Below are 20616 nucleotides of genomic sequence, written 5' to 3'. Positions count from 1 at the left end.
TGTTACAATCGAGTGTTTAATCTTACTTTTTATCAAAATTCATCGAAAAATCAAGAAACTGTTTTGCTGGTATTGGTTTACTAAAATAGAAGCCTTGCATAAAATCACAACCCAATTCGTTCAATAAAGTATGCTGCTCTTTTGTTTCTACACCTTCGGCTACCACTGTCAGTCCTAAGCTGTGCGACATAGCAATAATTGCCTTTACGAGATTACAATCTTCATTGTTTAGTACAATACCATCAATAAAACTTCTATCTATTTTAAGTACATTAAAAGGGTATTCTCTCAAATAACTTAATGATGAATAACCTGTACCAAAGTCATCCATTGATAAGTTAATGCCTAATGCAGTAATTTCAGTCAGTATATCAACAACATTAGTGTGGCAACTCATCAATACTCCCTCAGTTATTTCAAGCTCTAAACTTTCGGGGTTTACGTTTGCTTCACTCAATGAGTTTTGAATAAAACTGAGCAACCCTACGTCTCTAAATTGGCGAGGAGATAAGTTAACAGCCATGGTGTATTTTTGTTGGCGTTTACAGGTACTTTGCCATGTGTTTAAAAAGTGTAATACTTGGCTAATTACAAACTTACCAATAGGTACAATTAATCCTGTATTTTCGGCAATAGGTATAAACTCATCGGGTGTTACATTACCTAGCACAGGGTTATGCCAGCGTAATAACGCTTCTGCACCAATGATGTGTTTATTTTTGGCGTCAAATTGGGGTTGGTAGAATAACTCGAATTCATTACGCTCAAGGGCGCCACGCATCTGCTCTTCTATTACGAGTCGGCGCTGAATAATTACGTTCATCTTTTTAGTAAAAAATGAATAAGTATTACGACCATATGATTTTGCTTGATACATTGCAGTGTCAGCATTTCGTAATAAATCAGCAACGGTTGTACCATTTTCTGGGTATATGGCTACACCAATACTCGCTGTTAGTATGTGTTCCCGACCCTCAATCTTAAAAGGGGCTCTAAAGTTATTGACCAGTTTTTCAGTGATTTTTAGCGCTGCATGGTGATCAGTTATACCTCGTAGTAATACGATAAACTCATCTCCACCTAGGCGCCCTACCGTGTCGTCTTTTCGCAGTGCCTCTTGCAGCCTTTGCGCTGATTCAATTAAAAGTTTGTCTCCTGTTTCATGGCCTAAAGAGTCATTTATTTTTTTAAAATCATCTAAATCCAAAAACAGTACCGCCGCTTTCTCGTTATTTCTTTGTGCTTCAATAAGTAATTGCGACAAACGATCAAGTGCTAAAAAACGATTTGGGAGTAAAGTTAGACTATCGTAATACGCTTGATGTCTAATTATTTCATCTGATTTATGCTGTTCTGTAATATCTCGAATAATAACCATTAACTGGTTATGTTCTGTTATTTTATTTATTCTTGCTTCAAAAAAAACGAGCCCATGGGGCAAAGCTAGCTCGTATTTAAAGCTCATCATCTGCTCTTTTTCTAATACAAGATTGATATAAGTTTCAAATTTTTTGGCTACGTCCTCAGGTAATACATCACCCATTCTTTTACCAATAAATTGCTTTGGCTTGGTATAGAGATCGGTCTCATTACTGGCATGATACTCAATAATAGTTCCATCGTTTTCCATCAAGAAAAATAAGTCAGGAATTGCTCCAAAAATAGTTTTTAGCATATGCTCATTAAATGACGCATCCGCTTGTGCCTTTTTAACCTCAGATAAATCAATATCAATACAGTACATTTGTTTTGTATTATATTGATTTGTAAACATAACATGGCTGGAAAAAACCGATACATTGTTTCCATCTTTGTCTTGTAAGATAATTTCAGATGCTGGAATTTCTATATCTTTTTTTACCCAATCACTATGTGCGTTAATAACTAACTCACACATTGGCTCTGGAATTATAAGGTCTTCTATTTTTTGTCCTATGGCTTCTTCTTTGGTATATCCATAAAGTCGCTCACTGCCTTCATTCCAATAAATAACACGACGTTCATTGTCATAACCTTGAACAGAAATAACATTTACCGCATCAAATAACTGATGCAAATAGTCGTTAATTACAAATTGATGGGTTAAGTTTGAAGTCGGGTTATCTAATTTCATTTTGAGGCTATATCCATAAATAATTTTATTTAATAATAGAGAAATACTAAATAATAATTAAATTTAATTTTAATATTAAATTTCCATGTACATTATATACGCCATTATACAAAACAAAAAAAGAGCAGAAGCTCTTTTTTAATAATTGTTAACTATATTTAAACGCTATAAAAACTGAATTTATTTTTTTGCCACATCATTTGGATGTTCCACGCCAATCCATGCTTTGAATAGTGCTTTTTGCTCAGGCGTTGCCTCTTTATTAGCAACTACTTTTTTAGGCTTATCAAAATCTTCTGATAATACTAATGTTAAGCTTTCAAGAGCATCGCGACGAAGATAGTCAATAGTTACTTTATCGCCTTTTTTAAACGTTTCTAAGCTGGTTTTTAAATCTTTACCTACGTGATGTTTGTTTATAGCGACAATTTTATCATCGGTAGTTAAACCTGCTTTCCACGCACTGCCACCACGGCGAACGTAACTTAACGTAAGTAACTCGCCTGTGTTTTTAGCGGTAGCATCAATGCTTGCAAGGGCTTTTGCTTTTTCAGGACGTTCAAATTTCAAGCCTACTTTAGTAAGTAAGTCGTCAAAGTTAATACTTGCAGGCGACTCAACATTTTCTTGCCACCAGCTTGAGTAATCACGCCCTGTTAAATCTTTTAAGATATTAAGTACATCTATATCTGTAAAACCAGCTGGCATTTTATGATTGTTATAAAGTGCTTTGTGTACGTCGCGATAGCTTATTTTACCTTGGCTTTTTTCTAGCAAGTCGATATCTAAAACTAATGAAAGTAATGAACCTTCTGAATAAATATTAGTGCTGTAATTACGTGCATGATCGCCACCTTGGTTAATCCATTTATCAAAGCTTGTTTCGCTTGCGCTTTGCACTTCACGGCCCGGTGTTTGTAAATGACGATTAATGGTTTTACTCATCACTTTAAAAAATTCATCTGTGGTTTCAATACCAGAGCGAACCATTAAATGATCTTCAAAATAACTTGTTGAACCCTCTGCAATCCAAAGCAGTTTAGAGTAATTCATATTAGTGTAATCGTACGGCACTAAACCTTGAGGGCGGTATGCTTTAACATTCCATGTATGAACAAACTCATGCGCAGCGGTGCTAATAAAGGCTAGGTAATCTTCGCGGCTACCAAATCTATCGCGTGGACGTTGAATAATTGTTGAGTTTAAATGCTCTGTTGCACCACCAGCACCCGACGTAGCATGTACCATAAATACATAACGTTCATACGGATAGCCATCCCAAATTACATTACCAGTGGCAACTAATTTTTTAAGATCGGTAAGCACTTGCTCTACATCGTAGTTACCATCGCCCCATATAACTAAATCGTATTCACGGCCATCTACTTCAAATGTGTGTAGTTGGTTAATACCCGTTTCGATTGGTGAATCAACAAGTACGTCGTAATCTGCTGCTTTAAATGAATTTTTGCCTTTTAAATTATCCATACCCGATACAGAGCGCCACTTTTTAGGTACCTCTAAATTAACGGTTACTGGCTCTTGGCGGAATGATTCACTAAACATAAAAAAGCCTGATGCATCTATAAATGCATGGCTGTCGTCAATGTGGCGAGCGCGCTTACCAAGCTCATTTGCATACACCTGGTAGTCAACATTAACTTCTGTTGGCTCATTAAGGTGAACACGCCATGTACTATGGTCAATTTTTTCCCATTTTAACTCTTTGCCATCTTCATCTTTAGCTTTGAAATAACGAACACCATTGGCAAGGTTTAGCATTTCATAGCGACCCGTTCGCCATGCAGGAAGTTTTATATCAAGATGTGCTTGCGCTGTTTTTGGAAACTCAACACTTACATCGCCTAAATGATGTTGTGGTTGTGAGATTTCTAAAGAATAATTTACATCGGCAAATACAGGTGCTGAACATGCAGCTAAAATAGATAGGGCTAATAACTTTTTCATAGAGACTCTTAGTGGAAACTTAATTGCCTGCAAGACTAGCAAGCCCCTATTTAAAAGTGAATTAAATACGACAAATTGCCCCGTATACGAGTTTATACGTAGTAGCTTATTAAAATTTCTAAGTTTTTTACTAGATAACTACACATAATAAAAATTTGTTGTAAACTGAAGATAATAAAATTAATTTGATGGCGGTACGCTTAGGTGTCTGAAAGATCTAATCCAACAGATAAAAAACTCAAACAAGCAATTGATGCTCGTATGGCTATTGAGAGTGCACGCAAACATCAAGTGGATATTTTGTGCGACTTTGCAGCTAAACTTTCGCTAAGCTGTAAAGGGCTTGATATTGAGTTAGATAATCGCCTTGCTAAATTTAGAAGTGCACTCAATAAAGGTATGAGCTTTGAAGACCTCTCTCCCCTTGTTAGTGAAACTTTGATATTACTTAAAAATCAAGAATCGATTCAGCAAGCTCAGCAACGTGATTTATTCAACAGTGTACAAAATGCAGGTAAACAGTTACAAAAAACTAAAGGTTTACCAGACGATACTCGCAGAGCCCTGAGAAATTTACTCGATCAAGAGATTAATAACGTTCAATCAACCCATGGTTATATTCCGCTACTTGATCAACTTATTCTCTTTTATCATGAAGCATTGCTAACTAAGCAAGACCCTCAAGCCGATAATCAGGGCCCTGTAAAACAGGCTCGTGCAAAAAAACTACTTGAGCTAGCTAACGAACTTATACTTGAAGAAGAAGCTACACTACAAATTAATAGTATAAAAAATAATATTACAGAAAGTGACACAATCGACGCATTACTCGATGTCGCGATAAAGATAATTGAAGTCGTAGTAAAAAACATTAGCAAAGAGCGCAAATCTGCACAAAGCTTTTTAGTTTCATTAAATCAAACCCTCGAAGATCTACATAATTCTATTGTCTCTACTAGTAGACACTCAGAATCGATGAGTATTGAGTTTGATTCGTTGAATAAAAGCATTGAACTAAAAATTAAAAACCTCAACGAACAAACACAAAAAGCAACGTCAATCTCATCTTTAAAAGAACTCGTAGATAACGAATTAAAATCACTAAGCGAAGATTTTCTAGCAAAAGAAAAGTTAGAACGAAAAGATAGAGAAATGCTTAGCACTAGCTTTAGTGAAATAAACAAACGAATTGTTACTTTAGAAGATAAGTTAACAACGTATAAAAAACGCTTAAACGAACAGCGCTTTAAAAGTTTACTTGATGGGCTTACAAAACTGCCTAACCGAGCTGCATTTGATGAACGTTACAATCACGAAATGCATTTGTTTAATGTGCAGCCATCAGATGTTACGCTTGCGGTTATTGATGTTGACCACTTTAAATCTATCAATGATAGATTTGGCCACACCGCAGGTGACATTACCTTACAGGTTATATCAAAAGCGTTGCAAAAATCGGTAAGAAAGTCCGATTTTATAGCGCGTTACGGCGGTGAAGAATTTGTATTGTTAATGCCAGGTGTATCGCTAGAAAACGCAACATTACCTCTGGATAAAGTAAGAAAGGTAATTAAAAATATACCTTTTAAATTTAGAGAAAAACAAATTGAGATCACTATCTCGGTAGGTGCAACTCAGTTTAAAAAAGGCGATACTCTGTTAAAGGCATTTGATAGAGCAGATGATGCTCTTTACGAGGCCAAAAACTCAGGACGAGATAGACTTTGTACCAGTAAATAATGTCATAGCCATTATAGATTTTATGACAAGTAGTTTTTTACGATTTAGCAGTAAGGAGAACGTCTATGTTAATACAGTTAAACCCAACTGGGGTTTTAGATTTACTGTCGCAATTAGAAGTTGATTTATTAGAGCAATCTTCTGCTAGTGAGCGTTATAAGTTATTTAGAAACTGCGTACTAGCAGTGCTTAATGTAGGTAGCCATACCGACGAAAGTAGCGATATATACGACAAATACAAAGATTTTGATATTCGTTTAGTAAGCCGCGAACGAGGTATTAAAATTGAGCTTGAAAACCCACCCGAAACCGCATTTGTTGATGGCGAAATAATTACCGGAATTCACGAGCATATATTTTCTGTTATTCGCGATATTTTGTTTATTTGTCAAAAATACGAAAAAGATTTAAAAGAGCAAAAAGCCATTACTCATATGGTGTTCGATATGCTCAGAAATGCAGGTGCTTTGCGTGTTAATAGCGAACCAAGTATGGTTGTTTGCTGGGGCGGACACTCAATAAACGAAGTTGAATATAAATACACAAAACAAGTAGGTTACGAACTGGGCTTACGTGGATTAAATATTTGTACTGGTTGTGGCCCTGGTGCCATGAAAGGCCCAATGAAAGGTGCCACTATTGGCCATGCAAAACAGCGCAATACCAATAACCGTTACTTAGGCCTAACAGAGCCAAGCATTATTGCTGCAGAGCCACCAAACCCTATTGTTAACGAATTAGTTATTTTACCTGACATTGAAAAGCGCCTTGAAGCTTTTATAAGAACAGCTCACGCTATTATCATTTTTCCTGGAGGCGCAGGTACTGCTGAAGAATTGCTATATTTATTAGGGATATTACTTCATCCAGATAACACCAAACAATGTTTGCCTGTTATTTTAACTGGCCCTAAAGAAAGTGAAGCGTACTTTAAAGAGCTGTGTGAATTTGTTGAAATGACGCTTGGTAAAGAAGCATTAGATAAGTTTGAAGTTATTATTGATAATCCTGAGTTAGTTGGGCAAAAGCTAAGATCGGCTATGGCCAATGTTCGTGATTACCGTAAAAGTGAAGGCGATGCCTACTACTTTAACTGGACGTTAAAAATCGATAACGATTTTCAACAACCTTTTGCACCAACACACGAAAATATGGCAAGTCTTGATTTACATCTTGATCAACCAAAGCAGTTATTAGCGGCTAATTTACGCAGAGCTTTTTCAGGTATTGTAGCTGGAAATGTAAAAGACGAAGGCGTTAAAGCCATTAAGCAAAACGGTCCATACATTTTAAGTGGCGAGCCTGCCCTTATGGAAAATATGGATACGTTATTACAAGCATTTGTTGATCAAGGCCGTATGAAACTCCCTGGCAGCAAATACATTCCGTGTTACAAAATAAAAGCATGAGTTTTATAGTTTGAAACCCCATTTACTTCTTATTGATGCGCTTAATTTAATTAGGCGCATTTACGCCGTTGACGCTAATCAAAAACATCACAGTGATGAGCAAATGATACAAACGTGCTGTGCACGTGTAGCTCATGCGTGTAAAAAGCTTTTAGATACAAGTAATGCAACCCATGCGATTGCGGTATTTGATGGTGACAAAAGCTGGCGTTATCATTTTTATAAAGACTACAAACACTCCCGTGCCCCAATGCCTCAAGTGCTAAAAGATGCCTTAGAGCACTTTAAAACCGCAATAGAAGAAACCGGTATTGTTGTATTTGAGCCTATTAACGATGAAGCCGATGACATTATTGCAACGCTTGCGTTTAAGGCATCAAATAATCAAATAGCTAATACTGTTGCCTCTACTGATAAAGGCTTTTTACCCTATATAGGCCCCTACATTACAGTTTATGATTATTTTAAAAAACTCTATTTAGATGAGACAAGTATAAAAGAGCGTTTTGGTGTTGAGCAAAATAAGCTCGTTGATTTTTGGGCTTTGGCTGGTGATAAAACAAATGATATTCCGGGAGTAAAAGGAATAGGCACTAAGTCTGCGCAGCAAATAGTTAATAACTATAATTCAATTGAGCATGCGGCCGAAGATGAGTCTCTAAGCCCGAGTATTAAAGCAAAGTTAGCCGCTAATATGGATATGTACGTAATCTCAAAGCACTTGGTTAGTTTACGCACCGATATAAATTTAGGCTTTAGTTTAAAGCAGTTAAGGCTTAATTAATCGCAAGTTAATAGCCTCTAAACATTACAAAACGTATACTATTTATTAGTTACCGGAGTTAGAGTAAACCATATTGAAAAAATTTATCCGATATTTAATCTTAGGTTTAGGGCTATATGCATTGATAGCAGCGTTGGTGATCACCTTTTATAAAGATGATCCTCAGGCTATGATTTGGCAAGACCGAGAGGCTTTCAATAAACGTTATATCGAAAAACTATCACTTGAGCAGCCAACAACACTAAATACTGTGCTTGATTATTTAGGCAGCCCCGACCTTACTTATGCCAAACGAGATGGTGAACAGGTATTTCAGATTGTTTTTTACCGTACACAGCATAAAACATCTGACGGTATAACCACTATGGATGAATGTACTGGGTTATTATTTAAAAATGGGCAGCTATTTTTATGGGGTCCTAGTGCATATAATAAATATCAAGAACAAAATTAGGTGAAGGTTTAATGGATGAAGCTGTTTCAACTACTTTAGAGCAGCTGCTTAATAATACGCAGCTGTTTTTAAGCTATTATAACAATAAACAAAAATGGACAGCCTTATACCCCATGGCAAGTAAGCTAGCTGAGCAATATAGAGTGCTCTATAGCGAACAGCCATTCGCATTACAAGCTCGTTTAACACTTTATAATCCTAATTATTCTTATGCCACCAACTTAGTTGTTAGTCAGAGTGTAATAACCGCTGCACTTTGTAAATCTCAACACTATAACAATGCCCTAAGCGAGCTATACATAGCGGCTTCACTCATTGAGCATTTATGTGTTGGAGCGCAATTAAACAAGCTCTGTGAGCAAACACCTTTTCAAGACTCTGATAAAAACATATGGAAAATGCGTCATCAGTTAGCTGCTAAAGTAATGTTATCCAGTGGCGATTCTGCCAAACCCGTTACGCAATTATTAGCTAAGTTAAGTAAATATAAACAAGCATTGGTAAGTGCTCCTAAAATAATGCTTTACGATGGGGGCATAACACTAATTGCTTTAGCAAATATTATTAGTATGAACATTACTAGTAATACGGCTAATAAACACATGAGTTTATTTAAAGCACTTACTGACTTGTACATTCGCACACCAAATTTGTTTGCACTGCAGCTAATCAAATCACTTATAGCCCATTTGGGGCCACTATTACCGGGAAGCCGCGTTTTTTATGCCGAGCAAACCATGATTTATTTAGCGACTGATGCGCAGCAAAAACATATTTTAATTAGTACCGCTAATCCAAATAAATTGGCTTGGTTTAGCGTTAAAGCAACGCTTAACGACAACCCAAAACAATGGCATTGCGCTGATAAAACCATTAGCTTCAAAGTGTTTAACAGTGAACATGTTAAGTCAAAAAGTGTGGTTGACGTTGATAAAGCACAGTCTTTACTTGAACTAATAAGTAATATTAAGTCACAGCACGAATATAGCTATAAAGGGCTAAGCCAGCTAATGGCGGCTCACCCTCAGGTAGTTGCTAATTTATGTGAGGCAGTAAAACCTTATAATAAGGAGCATCAGGCCGCTAAAGACTTAAAGCATAGTTTATCGATGGTCGGTTATTATAATGCGCCTGCGATAATTCAAAGAGTTGTTTTTGAGCAATTAGTTAATGTCACCCCACACCCTCTGCAAGCCTACGTTACTAACAGATTAAATGGCTTAGTGAAAATAATGGCCTTATTAGTTAGTAAAAATAAACATGACCAGTTTGAACACATTACATTACCTTTATATGCTTATGCTCATTTTTTATTAACGCAATGCAGTACACAGCTTTCTCGTAAAACGCTGATTGACGACACACCAAATAAAACATTGAGTGCCCCTATTTGCTCATTTTTTGGTGTGGATTCAATTAATAACGAGCAACTAACGCAACAGCTTACTCATTTATTAAGTGACAACCCATGGACAACGGCACTTTTAGAAGCAGAGCAAACACCTAAAAAACACTTAACTGATTCTCATAAACTCTGGATCACACTTAAAATTGTTGCACAGAGTGTTTTTAAACCAGAACTTGCGCTAACAGCGTGGCAACTGCAAACATTAAACGAACAGCTGAAAATACTAAATTGGCAAAACCCAACTGATTTTAATCAAAAATTAGAATCTCTCGCGTTATTTAATAGTATTTAATTTATGGGACCCTATTTAACGTCTTTATACCCATTATAACTTTGGTGTATACCCAGTATTTCTTGTATAAACTAGCAAAATGGGTGATAAGTTGATATAAATGCGCCCTTAAATTTTCAAGCACGTTCACATAAATGATCTAACAAGCGATTACTCTCTCAGGGTAATAATTTATGTGCAAATCAAACTCTTTAAAGGAAAAGTCAATGGCCAAACAAACCATCACAGTGATCAAAGGCGACGGCATCGGTCCGAGCATTATCGACTCAGCACTTGAAATATTAAAAGCCGCAGGTTGCGACTTTGATTATGAATTTGTTGATGCTGGCCTAGCTGCACTTGAAAAAACAGGTGAGTTACTTCCACAAGACACGGTTGATACAATAGCTAGAAACAAAATCACTCTTAAAGGCCCATTAACAACGCCTGTAGGTGAAGGTTTTACGTCTATTAACGTAACACTTCGTAAGCAATTTGGTTTATACGCTAACGTACGCCCTGTTAAATCATTTGTTGGCACTAAAGCGCGTTACGACGATATTGATATCATTACTATTCGTGAAAATACGCAAGGTATGTACTCAGGTGCAGGCCAAATAGTAAGTGAAGACGGTAATGAAGCAGAAGCAAAATCGATAATTACGCGTGAAGGCGCAGAAAAAATCGTAACTTTTGCATATGAGCTAGCGGTACGTGAAGGTCGTAAAAAAGTAACTGCTGTTCATAAAGCTAACATTTTAAAATCAACATCTGGTTTGTTTTTAAAAGTAGCACGTGAAGTAGCTGAGCGTTACCCACAAATTGAATCAAATGAAATGATTGTTGATGCAACGTGTATGAAACTGGTAATGACACCTGAAGAGTTTGACGTAATTGTTACGACTAACTTATTTGGTGATATTTTATCTGACCTTTGTGCTGGTTTAGTTGGCGGTTTAGGTATGGCTCCAGGTGCTAACATTGGTGAAGACGCTGCAATTTTTGAAGCTGTACACGGTAGTGCACCAGATATTGCTGGTAAAAACCTAGCTAACCCAACATCTGTAATTTTAGCGTCTATCCAAATGCTTGAGCATTTAGATATGGGCGATACAGCAGAGCGTATTCGTAGTGCTGTTGCTGATGTAATTAAATCAGGCGACCGTACAACTCGCGATTTAGGCGGCAGCCACGGTACAACTGATTTCACTCAATCAGTAATTGACCGTTTATAATTAATATTTGTTATTAATTTAAATAGCCCGCTAATTTAGCGGGCTTTTTTTTATTTGTTAATTAAGCTTATACCAACCTGCTTATATAGTTAGTATTAAACCTAAATAAACTTAACAGTAGTAATCCTAATAAACCTGCCAATGATCCGCCACTTGAACCCGAACTACTTTGTTGCTTTTGCACTGTAAGAGATAACTCTTTAGCAAAAGTGTCATTTGTTTGAGTGTCAGTAACATTCAACGTTACACTAAATGCCCCGTCAGTTTGATAAGTATGCCTTGGGTTTTGTAAGTTTGATACCGCACTGCCATCACCAAAATCCCAACTGTAAGTATAACTATTAAAGCCGCCGGTTACTTGCGCATTAAATTGAGCGCTTAAATCATTTACTGTAACGTTTGCGTCTATGCTAAGCGGAACAGTTGCCGTTACATCAACCGCTTTAGTTTGCTCCGTGCCTTCGTTATCTGTCACTGTAAGCGTTACTTGGTAATCACCAGAGTATAAATAATTATAAGTGAGCGATTGCGTCGTTAAAGTACTTCCATCCCCTAGCTGCCAATTATAAGTATACGGTGCGACTCCACCTGTAAACGAAGCTTGAGCTGTTAATATTCCTTGGTTTATTTCATATTCAATTTCATTTACAGATAATGGCTCAGCTAATGTAACTTGAGCTACAGCTACTTGCTGTGAAGTATCATTACTTGCCATAAACTCAACGCTATAGGTGCCATAGTCTTGGTATTCATGAGTAGGCGTTAACTCTGTGCTTGAGCTACCATCGTCAAAATTCCACGTGAATTTATCCGCTGGCGTGAGTGCAAAACCTTCTACATTAAAATTAACGATTAAACCTGTTTTGGTAAAATTAATACCTTTAGTAACATCGTAATTAAGCTCTACTTCTATATCTTCACTATCAGCTGACTGGCTTATAATATTAAACCCAAAGCCAACCTGTGGAAGCACAACGCCCGATGGCTGTTGCGCTGAAAAACTATAGTCGGTTTTATCAGTAAACTCTGTAATAGCTGATAAATCATCATCACCTAACCCAGCTCGCTGTGGATATAAACTAAAAGCAGCATCACGAATTTGAATTGCTGAAGCAGCCGGAGTTTGCGTACTGCCTTTATTTATCGAGCGCTGATCAGCATCTACCACTAATGCAAAACCACTACCTGGATGCTCTGTCGTGTTGTTATCGGCTTGAGATTCATTGCTATACCACAATAATAATCCCGGTGAGTACTGCTCTGCTTGCAAACTACTGTCAACACCTGTGTATGAACGCAATTGTAAATAGTAATGTGATGGCGATGCATATGTGTAACTACCTATTTTTTCAAAGCCATTAAACTCGGTGTTAATTTGATCTTGTGCATTATTTTGCCAAATTAAGGTATCACTTTGCTCAATACGCATATCATCCACAACAAAACCATAATAATGTGTGTTCGCATCTGTTATGTATTCAATTTTTAGATCAATCATTTGCCCAGCATAAGCTGATAAATCAAACTTATGAGTTAAATAGCCGTTAGGCTGCTTAGCATCACTATTAAAAAATGAATCACCTGATATATACGGACCAATGTCACCATAGTATGGGTTTATTGCTTGGGTATAATTACTAGCAATAGGCTCCCCATTTACTTTTACCTGTACTAAATCATAGTCGCGCTCAATACTGTAATAAGCAATAAAGCTTAAAGTAAGTGCCTCAGTTGTGTTTGGTAGCGTTACTGTATTAACTAGGCTGTTACTAACATTGTCGCCCGTATTTGAATAGTATTGAAAATCGCCTTCTACTGGCGTTTTAAATTTTTCGAGTCGAGATGGCAGTGTTATTTTTATTTGGCTTTGTAGTTGTGAAGTACTCGCAGTATTAATTAATGTTTGCTGTGCGTTAGCATCTATCTCATCCATATCAAGCGTGAGCTGATTAGCCCAATTACCCTGGTATCGATTTTGTAAATATTCAAGCGCATAAGGACTAAACATAACAGGCTCTGAACCTCGTGGCGAACCTGCCCAACTTCCTGTCGACATAACTGACCAAGACGCAACAGGCTCACCTACCGTGTTAGATTGTAAGTCGTATTCATCTAATAATCCCAAGTCATGCCCAAACTCATGTACCACCACGCCAATCCCAGCATCAATTGGATTAATTGTGTAACCAAAGAGTTTAATACTGCTGCCTGCAATCTCGCTCGGCCCACTATTTTCATCAAATACATAGTAGCGGTGCGACCAAATAGCGTCGGTGCTTAGGTAACCGCCACCTGACTCCTCACCAATACTTGAATGAAAAATCATTACATGATCAATAATTCCATTAGGCTCGTTGAGGATGCCATCGCCATCAACATCATCTAAATCAGTTAAATCATAATCAGCTAAATTAATATTAAACTTTGCAACCGCCTTCTCCACAGCCTCTTTGACTAAAGCGGGCGCATTTTTATCAAGCGTACTGCCTTGGCGTTCACCATATATTTTTGCATTGCTATCAGCGGTTACCCAGCCATATACCTGCCCGTTAAAGTTTAAGCTATTACCAGATGCTGCTTTATAATAATCTGCAGCCGTTGATAAGCTTTGTCCATCAGGGCCCGCATAACCTTGAGTATTAAAAAGCATTTGCTGATAGTGTTCAGTTGAATAATCAGCGTAAAACATGTCTGTGTCTTGCTCTACAAGTCGATTATCGTCATGTTTGAGGTCAGGAAAATCAATTAAGATAGCTAACACTTTTACATCATTAACGCTTTGATCAGGCACTAGCGACGTTGAAAAAGCGGCTTGTTGTTTATTTGTGTTTGAAAAATCCGTAGAGGAGGATTTAAATTGCCTAAAGCCATTTTTAATTGAGTGATTGGCAACTTCTTTGTTACTCATATATGACTTAAATGAACTATCTAACTCACTAGAGGATATTTGGTCTCTTTTTTTAAGCCAATATAAAATACGTTCTTCGTTAGTTATACCAACATCATGCGGGCTTAAATTATTAGCCGCTACCATAGGGCTTAATAGCGTAGTTAAAAGCGCAATTAACGTCACTTTTTTCACTGTTTTTTCCTCAAACATAATTATGTAGTAATCATACCTAATAATAGAAATTTAAACATGCGATAAAAACATATAGTTAACATGTGCAATAAAGGTTAATGGTCTGTCACACTCTTTTATAACTAAAATCAAACACACAACCTAAAACGCATAATTTCTGCTAGTTAACTCAGTTAAATACAGTATTTCTGAAGATTTAAATTAAAAAAAGCTACAAAACGAATTTAAAATGCAAAAAACCACTTTCAAGGTTGACATAAGGGTTCAAAACCCTTAAAAATAAACCTATACAGAATTTTTAATTTAAAAGCAGTGTTTTGCTAAGTAGAGTAAAAACTATGAACACACAAATTAACCTTTTAGTCGTACTCGTACTGGTCTTAGTTATAAGCCCAGCGGGGATGTATTAAAAGGTGATACTGCTTTTTAAAAACCCTCGCACTACGCGGGGGTTTTTTTATGCATAAAAAAAGCGCACAGAGGAATGAGGATGAGCAAACAAGAATATAATGGCTCTGAACTAGTAGTTCAGGCATTAAAAGAGTTAAAGGTAAAATACATATTTGGCTACCCCGGTGGTTCGGTTTTAGACTTATATGATGCACTTTTTCAGCAAGATGATATTGAGCATATATTAGTACGTCATGAACAAGCTGCCACACATATGGCTGATGGTTATGCTCGTGCTACTGGAGACGTTGGTGTTGTACTTGCAACCTCAGGCCCTGGCGCTACAAACTGTATAACGGGTATTGCAACGGCCTACATGGATTCAATTCCTATGGTTGTATTGTCAGGCCAAGTACCTACAAATTTAATTGGTGACGATGCATTCCAAGAAACTGATATTGTTGGCTGTTCTCGCCCTATAGTTAAACACAGCTTTAACTGTAGAAGTGCTAAAGAAATCCCAACAATCTTAGCTAAAGCCTTTTACATAGCCAGTACAGGTCGTCCTGGACCTGTTGTAGTTGAGCTTCCTAAAGATATGCTTAACCCTGCTATAAAGTTTGAATACGAATTTCCTAAAACAACAGAGCTAAGAACATACAGCCCTAATACTAAAGGGCATTCAAAACAAATTCGTAAAGCGGTAACAACTATTCTAGAGGCCAAAAAACTGGTTATCTATTCTGGCGGTGGTATTGTTATTTCAAATACGTCAGAGCAATTAACGCATCTAGTTGAATCGTTAAATGCACCCATTACCAATACACTAATGGGGCTTGGCGGCATATCAGGTGTACATCCAAACTTTGTAGGTATGCTAGGCATGCACGGTACGCTTGAGGCTAACAAAGCAATGGCAAACGCCGATGTGATTTTAGCGCTTGGTGCACGATTTGATGACAGGGTAACTAATAACGTTAAAAAGTTTTGTCCAAATGCCACAATTGTTCATGTTGATGTTGACCCAACTTCAATTTCAAAAACAATCAAAGCACACATACCAGTTGTAGGTTGTTTAGCAACCGTACTTGAACAACTACAAACGGGTATTGATAAAAGCCCAATTAAAATAGATCGCAGCGCGCAAGAAGATTGGTGGCGCCAGATTATCAGCTGGCGTGAACAAAAATGTTTAAGCTACAACACTGATGGCGACAAAATTAAGCCACAAGCCGTTATTGAAGCTGTTTATAAAGCCACTAATGGCGATGCTTACGTAAGTTCTGACGTTGGTCAGCACCAAATGTTTGCAGCACAATATTACCCATTTAAGCATCCTCGTCAGTGGATAAATTCAGGCGGCCTAGGCACTATGGGCTTTGGCTTACCTGCTGCTATGGGCGTAAAATTAGCCTTTCCTGATAAAGAATCTGTATGTATTACGGGTGATGGCTCTATTCAAATGAATATTCAAGAGCTATCTACCTGCTTGCAGTACAACCTAGCGGTAAAAGTTGTATCACTCAATAACCGCTCTTTAGGTATGGTACGCCAATGGCAAGATATGGTTTACGGCGGTCGTCATTCATCATCTTACATGGACTCGCTGCCTGATTTTGTTAAGTTGGTTGAAAGCTACGGGCATGTGGGTATTAAAGTAAACACACTTGATGAGTTACAACCTGCAATCGATAAAGCTATGAGCATAAACGATCGTTTAGTCTTTTTAGATATTCTTGTAGACGAGAAAGAACATGTATACCCAATGCAAATCAAGTTAGGTGGCATTGATGAGATGTGGTTACGTAAAGGAGTAAAAGCATAATGCGTCGTATTTTATCTATTTTACTGGAAAACGAACCAGGTGCACTGTCGCGTATTGTTGGGCTTTTTTCACAACGTGCATACAACATTGACAGCCTAACTGTTGGCACAACTGATGATCAGTCGTTATCACGTATTACCATTACCACCATGGGTGATGACAGAGTGGTTGAGCAGATCACAAAACAAGTTAACAAATTAGTCGACGTGCTTAAAATTATCGATTTAACAGAAATGAGTCACATTGAGCGAGAGTTATTGCTTGTTAAGGTATTTGCTCAAGACGAGACGACTCGTGCAGCGGTTACCCGCGTAGTTGATGTGTTTCAGGGTGTTATTTTAGATATGGGCCGACAAAGCTATAGCCTGCAACTAGTGAGCAGTACAGACAAAATAGAATCGTTTTTAGACACACTTCGCCATGAAACCGATATTATTGAAGTTGTACGTTCTGGTGCTGTTGGCATTGGCCGAGGCGATAAAGCCTTAAAAGCATAAATTTATAATATAAAGGCATCAATTGATGTCTTTATTAAACATAAAAAAAAAGAGCTAAATAGCTCTTTTTTTATTTTAATTCGTTAAACCTATTAAGGGTTTACTTGGTCTTTAAGACCTTTACCTGCTTTAAAGCTTGGGATAGTTGCCGCTGCGATTTGGATCTCAGCACCCGTTTGTGGGTTACGGCCAGTGCGAGCTGCACGTTCTTTTACTGAGAAAGTACCAAAACCAACTAATGCTACTGAATCACCTTCTTTTAAAGAAGAAGTTACAGCACCTGTAAACGCGTCAAGAGCACGAGTAGCAGCGGCTTTAGAGATTTCTGCATCAGTAGCAATTTTTTCAACTAATTGAGCTTTATTCATTGTTAGATTCCTATTCGTTATTATTTTGCCTTCGCAAAACCTATCTTTATGCATTTTTAAAGAGTTAGCAACAGCAAATTGCATTTTTTGCTTAAATTCTTAAAAAATGAGTAAAATTTAAATAATTCTCGGTAGAATACAGCGTGTTGGGTTAACAAAGACTTAATTTGAGTACAATTTTGGCGCAAGTTAAGCAACTGGGTAAATAAGCTATATTTTTTCGATAACTAAGGTCACTTCCCCGACCTCGACTCCAAACTTAACAATAGATGTGCGGTTTATCAAGCGCGATTGTGTAACCAGGTACATCCAATCGTCAAAATTCACTTCTAAAGTACTGCCATCGTATGGAAGCTCTACATCATAATTCCAATGAAATACGCTGCCGTCACTTTTGCCTTTTGCTGTACCTATAACATCAGCTGCTGTCCCCGTTAAACTATTGTCTTCATTTAACGTTATTTTCCAGATTCGCTTTTGGGTTTCGCCATCATCATAAACAAAGTCTTCTTCAATAACGCCCTGGTTACCGTCCCAAGTCGCATTCATATCTACGACAAGCTTTCGGGTCAATTCGCCTTTAAAGTCTTGTACAACACCATAGGCTTTCAAATTTCCGCTAAAAAACGTTTTAAAGTCGAAATTTGGCGATGTATTTTTATAATGTTCAACATTTGGTGCCGAACAGCTAATTAAAAGTAGAGCCGAGAGGCTCATAACAGCTGCTTTTAACGTGTTTAATATGTTCATATTAATTCCCTAATAATTGCTTTCGTAATTTTGGCTCAGAAGTTTTTTCATCAAGCCAAATAGCTAAAAAGTCACTCGAAAATTGAGGTTCATCAATTTCACCCATTTTTTCATCATTATGATAAAAAGTGCTCATACCTTGCTCATTTGTCACTAATGTTAGTGAGTCACCCTTTTTTATATCAGGCCAAATAGACAACAATTTACTGTCGTATTTATCTGCCAGCCCTGTTTTTCCAAGATGTTCCCACTGCTCATTTGTTGCTTTTACTATTTCTTTAGCGTCAAAGTCACGTAAATAGGTAAGCTTAAACTTAACAGGATGTGTTTCTGCGCTGTAATTACCTGAAGGGGTAAATAGCACGGCGTCATATACATCCCAAAATAAATACTCCATTCGTGCTTCGCCTACTTTATTAAATTGTGTGTTAGCTAAAACAATTGAAGTTGTAAGCAAATAAAAAGTAACTGCCTTTAGTAAAAATTTCAAAATAAGCTCCCTTTGAGTCAATGGGTAATGTTACGAAATAGAAATTGTGGACGATCAGCGATTGATGAATAACTTGATTTTTTGGTTTATAAAAATAATAACAGTAAATACTGTAGACCAAAGCGCGCCGTAAACGAGCCAGAATTGCCATAAAGGGAACCCTAAACTTATTACTTCAAAGCGTGCTCCAGCCCAATAACTTGCTGGCGCAAAAGCCATGCATACTAAAAAGGCCTGCCAAAGCTTTAATTTGCTCAAAAAAACCATAGAGGTATTTAAAGAAAGTAATAATGCAGCCCATAAAAAGACGAGCCATAGAGGGAAGGGATAAACTTTAAATTCTAACAAGCCTAACTTTACCGCTATAAATTCTAACAATAGTGCTAAAGGTAGGGCTTTAATTAGTAGTAAGGAGTCTTGTTTTTTCTGCTTTGACAAACAAAACATTAAAACAATAATCAAGCCACTAAAAAGTAGCGAATTGGCTTCAAGCAGCAATGATAAAAACCACACTGCTTGAAATAAAATAAAATTAGTAACCGAGCGCAATATCATCGTTATCACTAGTAAAACGAGGTTTACGCGCCATTAAATGTACCGTACTTGTTGCTCTCGCTCTAAACGCACCTTCGCAATAAGCAAAATAAAATAACCATAAACGATAAAAGCGTTCATCAAATTTAGAGCGGTCTAAATCAGGCCAACTTTTTATAAAACGAGTTCGCCAATCTGCTAATGTTCGTGCGTAGTGAGCGCCAATATCATTAACAGTATGAATAACCATATCGGTATTATTTTTAATCTGCTCACTCATTTCGTTAAGCGATGGCAAACATCCACCCGGAAAAATATACTGTTGGATAAAGTCAGAATTTTTTAAGTAGTGCTTATAACGCTGATCGCCAATAGTAATTGCTTGTATAAGCATGGCGCCATCGTCTTTTAGGAGCTCACCACACTGAGTGAAAAAGCTCGGCAAATAATCATGACCCACTGCTTCTATCATTTCAATAGAAACAAGCTTGTCGTATTTACCTTTTAGTAGTCTGTAATCGAGCTTGAGTAATGTTATTTTACTTTCAAGACCAAGTTCAACAATCTTGTTAGCTACATAATCATGTTGCTCATCAGATATGGTTGTTGTTGTTACATGGCAATCGTAATGTGTGGCCGCATATATAGCAAATGCCCCCCACCCTGTACCAATTTCAATTACTGAATCATTTTTTTGAAGCTCAACTTGCTCACAAATGCGTTTAAGCTTGTATTGCTGAGCCTCTTCAAGTGTGGCTTCTTTTGTAGGATATACAGCACTTGAATAAAGCATTTCTTTACTTAAAAATGATTCGTACAAATCATTACCTAAGTCGTAATGAGCAACAATATTTTTCTTAGATCCCGATTCTGAATTTTTGTTTTTTATGTGATTAAATCGGTGTGCGATATTACTAAAAAATGCGAATTTTTTTTCAAACTCATCGAGTTGCTTTTCGTTTATAGCAAATATCTCAATGAATGAAGTTAAGTTGTCACAAGACCAATGCCCCAAAATATACGCTTCGCCAGCGCCAACACTCCCAGATAATGCAAATGCTTTATACATAGCTTTATCATTAACTGTAACGGTTGTTTTTAGATCAGAAAACGTATCACCAAAAACAGTTCTTTCGTTGCCTTCGATAAGCACTATTTGACCTGTTTCGATTGATGAAAAGGCTTTAGTTACTAATTTTTTATATATATTAGTTAACCAATTTGTGCTTTGTTCGCAATTTAAGCTCGACACTTTATCCATTAAAATACCTATTAATTGTCCTGACTACCTATGTGCT

16 protein-coding genes are annotated in these 20616 nt (G+C 37.1%); 8 read left to right on the top strand and 8 right to left on the bottom strand.

The window, feature by feature from the left end:
* Positions 1 to 22: 22 nt before the first annotated feature.
* Together AAEY62_RS00640 and AAEY62_RS00635 are read right to left on the bottom strand one after the other, a co-directional pair.
* On the bottom strand, positions 23 to 2113 hold the full coding sequence (locus tag AAEY62_RS00640; RefSeq protein ID WP_197236783.1) for a bifunctional diguanylate cyclase/phosphodiesterase: 2091 nt from the start codon (positions 2111 to 2113) through the stop codon (positions 23 to 25).
* Positions 2114 to 2293: 180 nt separating this feature from the next.
* On the bottom strand, positions 2294 to 4081 hold the full coding sequence (locus AAEY62_RS00635; RefSeq protein WP_197236784.1) for a M61 family metallopeptidase: 1788 nt from the start codon (positions 4079 to 4081) through the stop codon (positions 2294 to 2296).
* 204 nt (positions 4082 to 4285) lie between these two features.
* Between AAEY62_RS00635 and AAEY62_RS00630 the strand changes: the two genes are divergently transcribed.
* From AAEY62_RS00630 to AAEY62_RS00605, 6 genes are all read left to right on the top strand, one after another.
* Positions 4286 to 5821, top strand: a complete 1536-nt coding sequence (locus AAEY62_RS00630; RefSeq protein ID WP_197236785.1) for a diguanylate cyclase — start codon at positions 4286 to 4288, stop codon at positions 5819 to 5821.
* Between the two features lie 65 nt (positions 5822 to 5886).
* Complete coding sequence (ppnN, locus tag AAEY62_RS00625; RefSeq protein WP_007580678.1) at positions 5887 to 7230, top strand: nucleotide 5'-monophosphate nucleosidase PpnN; 1344 nt, start codon at positions 5887 to 5889, stop codon at positions 7228 to 7230.
* Positions 7231 to 7240: 10 nt separating this feature from the next.
* The gene (gene xni, locus AAEY62_RS00620) at positions 7241 to 8014 is read left to right on the top strand and encodes a flap endonuclease Xni (RefSeq protein ID WP_350634421.1); all 774 of its coding nucleotides are present in this window, start codon (positions 7241 to 7243) and stop codon (positions 8012 to 8014) included.
* A 70-nt stretch (positions 8015 to 8084) separates the two neighbouring features.
* Positions 8085 to 8468, top strand: a complete 384-nt coding sequence (locus AAEY62_RS00615) for a DUF3192 domain-containing protein (protein ID WP_024591078.1) — start codon at positions 8085 to 8087, stop codon at positions 8466 to 8468.
* An 11-nt stretch (positions 8469 to 8479) separates the two neighbouring features.
* On the top strand, positions 8480 to 10168 hold the full coding sequence (locus tag AAEY62_RS00610; protein WP_101216952.1) for a hypothetical protein: 1689 nt from the start codon (positions 8480 to 8482) through the stop codon (positions 10166 to 10168).
* Positions 10169 to 10374: 206 nt separating this feature from the next.
* Positions 10375 to 11382 (top strand): isocitrate dehydrogenase, encoded by a 1008-nt coding sequence (locus AAEY62_RS00605; protein WP_007580684.1) that lies wholly within the window; start codon positions 10375 to 10377, stop codon positions 11380 to 11382.
* Between the two features lie 67 nt (positions 11383 to 11449).
* On the opposite strand, the gene AAEY62_RS00600 is transcribed toward AAEY62_RS00605, so the two are convergent.
* A complete protein-coding gene (locus AAEY62_RS00600) occupies positions 11450 to 14464 on the bottom strand; it encodes an immune inhibitor A domain-containing protein (protein ID WP_350634420.1) in 3015 nt (1004 codons plus the stop codon).
* Positions 14465 to 14954: 490 nt separating this feature from the next.
* On the opposite strand from AAEY62_RS00600, the gene AAEY62_RS00595 reads away from it, so the two are divergent.
* Positions 14955 to 16679 carry an acetolactate synthase 3 large subunit gene (locus AAEY62_RS00595; RefSeq protein WP_024609159.1) on the top strand — a complete coding sequence of 575 codons (1725 nt, stop codon included), beginning with the start codon at positions 14955 to 14957 and terminating at the stop codon, positions 16677 to 16679.
* A complete protein-coding gene (ilvN, locus tag AAEY62_RS00590) occupies positions 16679 to 17176 on the top strand; it encodes an acetolactate synthase small subunit (protein WP_007580691.1) in 498 nt (165 codons plus the stop codon). The genes AAEY62_RS00595 and ilvN overlap by 1 nt, the downstream gene beginning before the upstream one ends.
* 92 nt (positions 17177 to 17268) lie before the next feature.
* Here ilvN and AAEY62_RS00585 read toward each other — a convergent pair whose 3' ends face one another.
* The 5 genes from AAEY62_RS00585 to AAEY62_RS00565 form a co-directional block, all read right to left on the bottom strand.
* Complete coding sequence (locus tag AAEY62_RS00585) at positions 17269 to 17544, bottom strand: HU family DNA-binding protein (RefSeq protein WP_002962474.1); 276 nt, start codon at positions 17542 to 17544, stop codon at positions 17269 to 17271.
* Between the two features lie 210 nt (positions 17545 to 17754).
* Positions 17755 to 18294 carry a DUF3833 domain-containing protein gene (locus AAEY62_RS00580; RefSeq protein WP_010552971.1) on the bottom strand — a complete coding sequence of 180 codons (540 nt, stop codon included), beginning with the start codon at positions 18292 to 18294 and terminating at the stop codon, positions 17755 to 17757.
* A gap of 1 nt (position 18295) precedes the next feature.
* Positions 18296 to 18784, bottom strand: a complete 489-nt coding sequence (locus AAEY62_RS00575) for a chalcone isomerase family protein (protein WP_024609161.1) — start codon at positions 18782 to 18784, stop codon at positions 18296 to 18298.
* Between the two features lie 54 nt (positions 18785 to 18838).
* The gene (locus AAEY62_RS00570) at positions 18839 to 19339 is read right to left on the bottom strand and encodes a DUF2878 domain-containing protein (RefSeq protein ID WP_101163368.1); all 501 of its coding nucleotides are present in this window, start codon (positions 19337 to 19339) and stop codon (positions 18839 to 18841) included.
* A complete protein-coding gene (locus tag AAEY62_RS00565) occupies positions 19317 to 20579 on the bottom strand; it encodes an SAM-dependent methyltransferase (protein WP_101163367.1) in 1263 nt (420 codons plus the stop codon). The genes AAEY62_RS00570 and AAEY62_RS00565 overlap by 23 nt, the downstream gene beginning before the upstream one ends.
* Positions 20580 to 20616 lie beyond the last annotated feature (37 nt).

The sequence above is a fragment of the Pseudoalteromonas sp. GW168-MNA-CIBAN-0100 genome, from assembly GCF_040309225.1.
Classification (GTDB): domain Bacteria; phylum Pseudomonadota; class Gammaproteobacteria; order Enterobacterales; family Alteromonadaceae; genus Pseudoalteromonas; species Pseudoalteromonas arctica.
The sequence above is the reverse complement of the archived record's forward strand: the minus strand, read 5'-3'. Positions and strand labels throughout refer to the sequence as shown.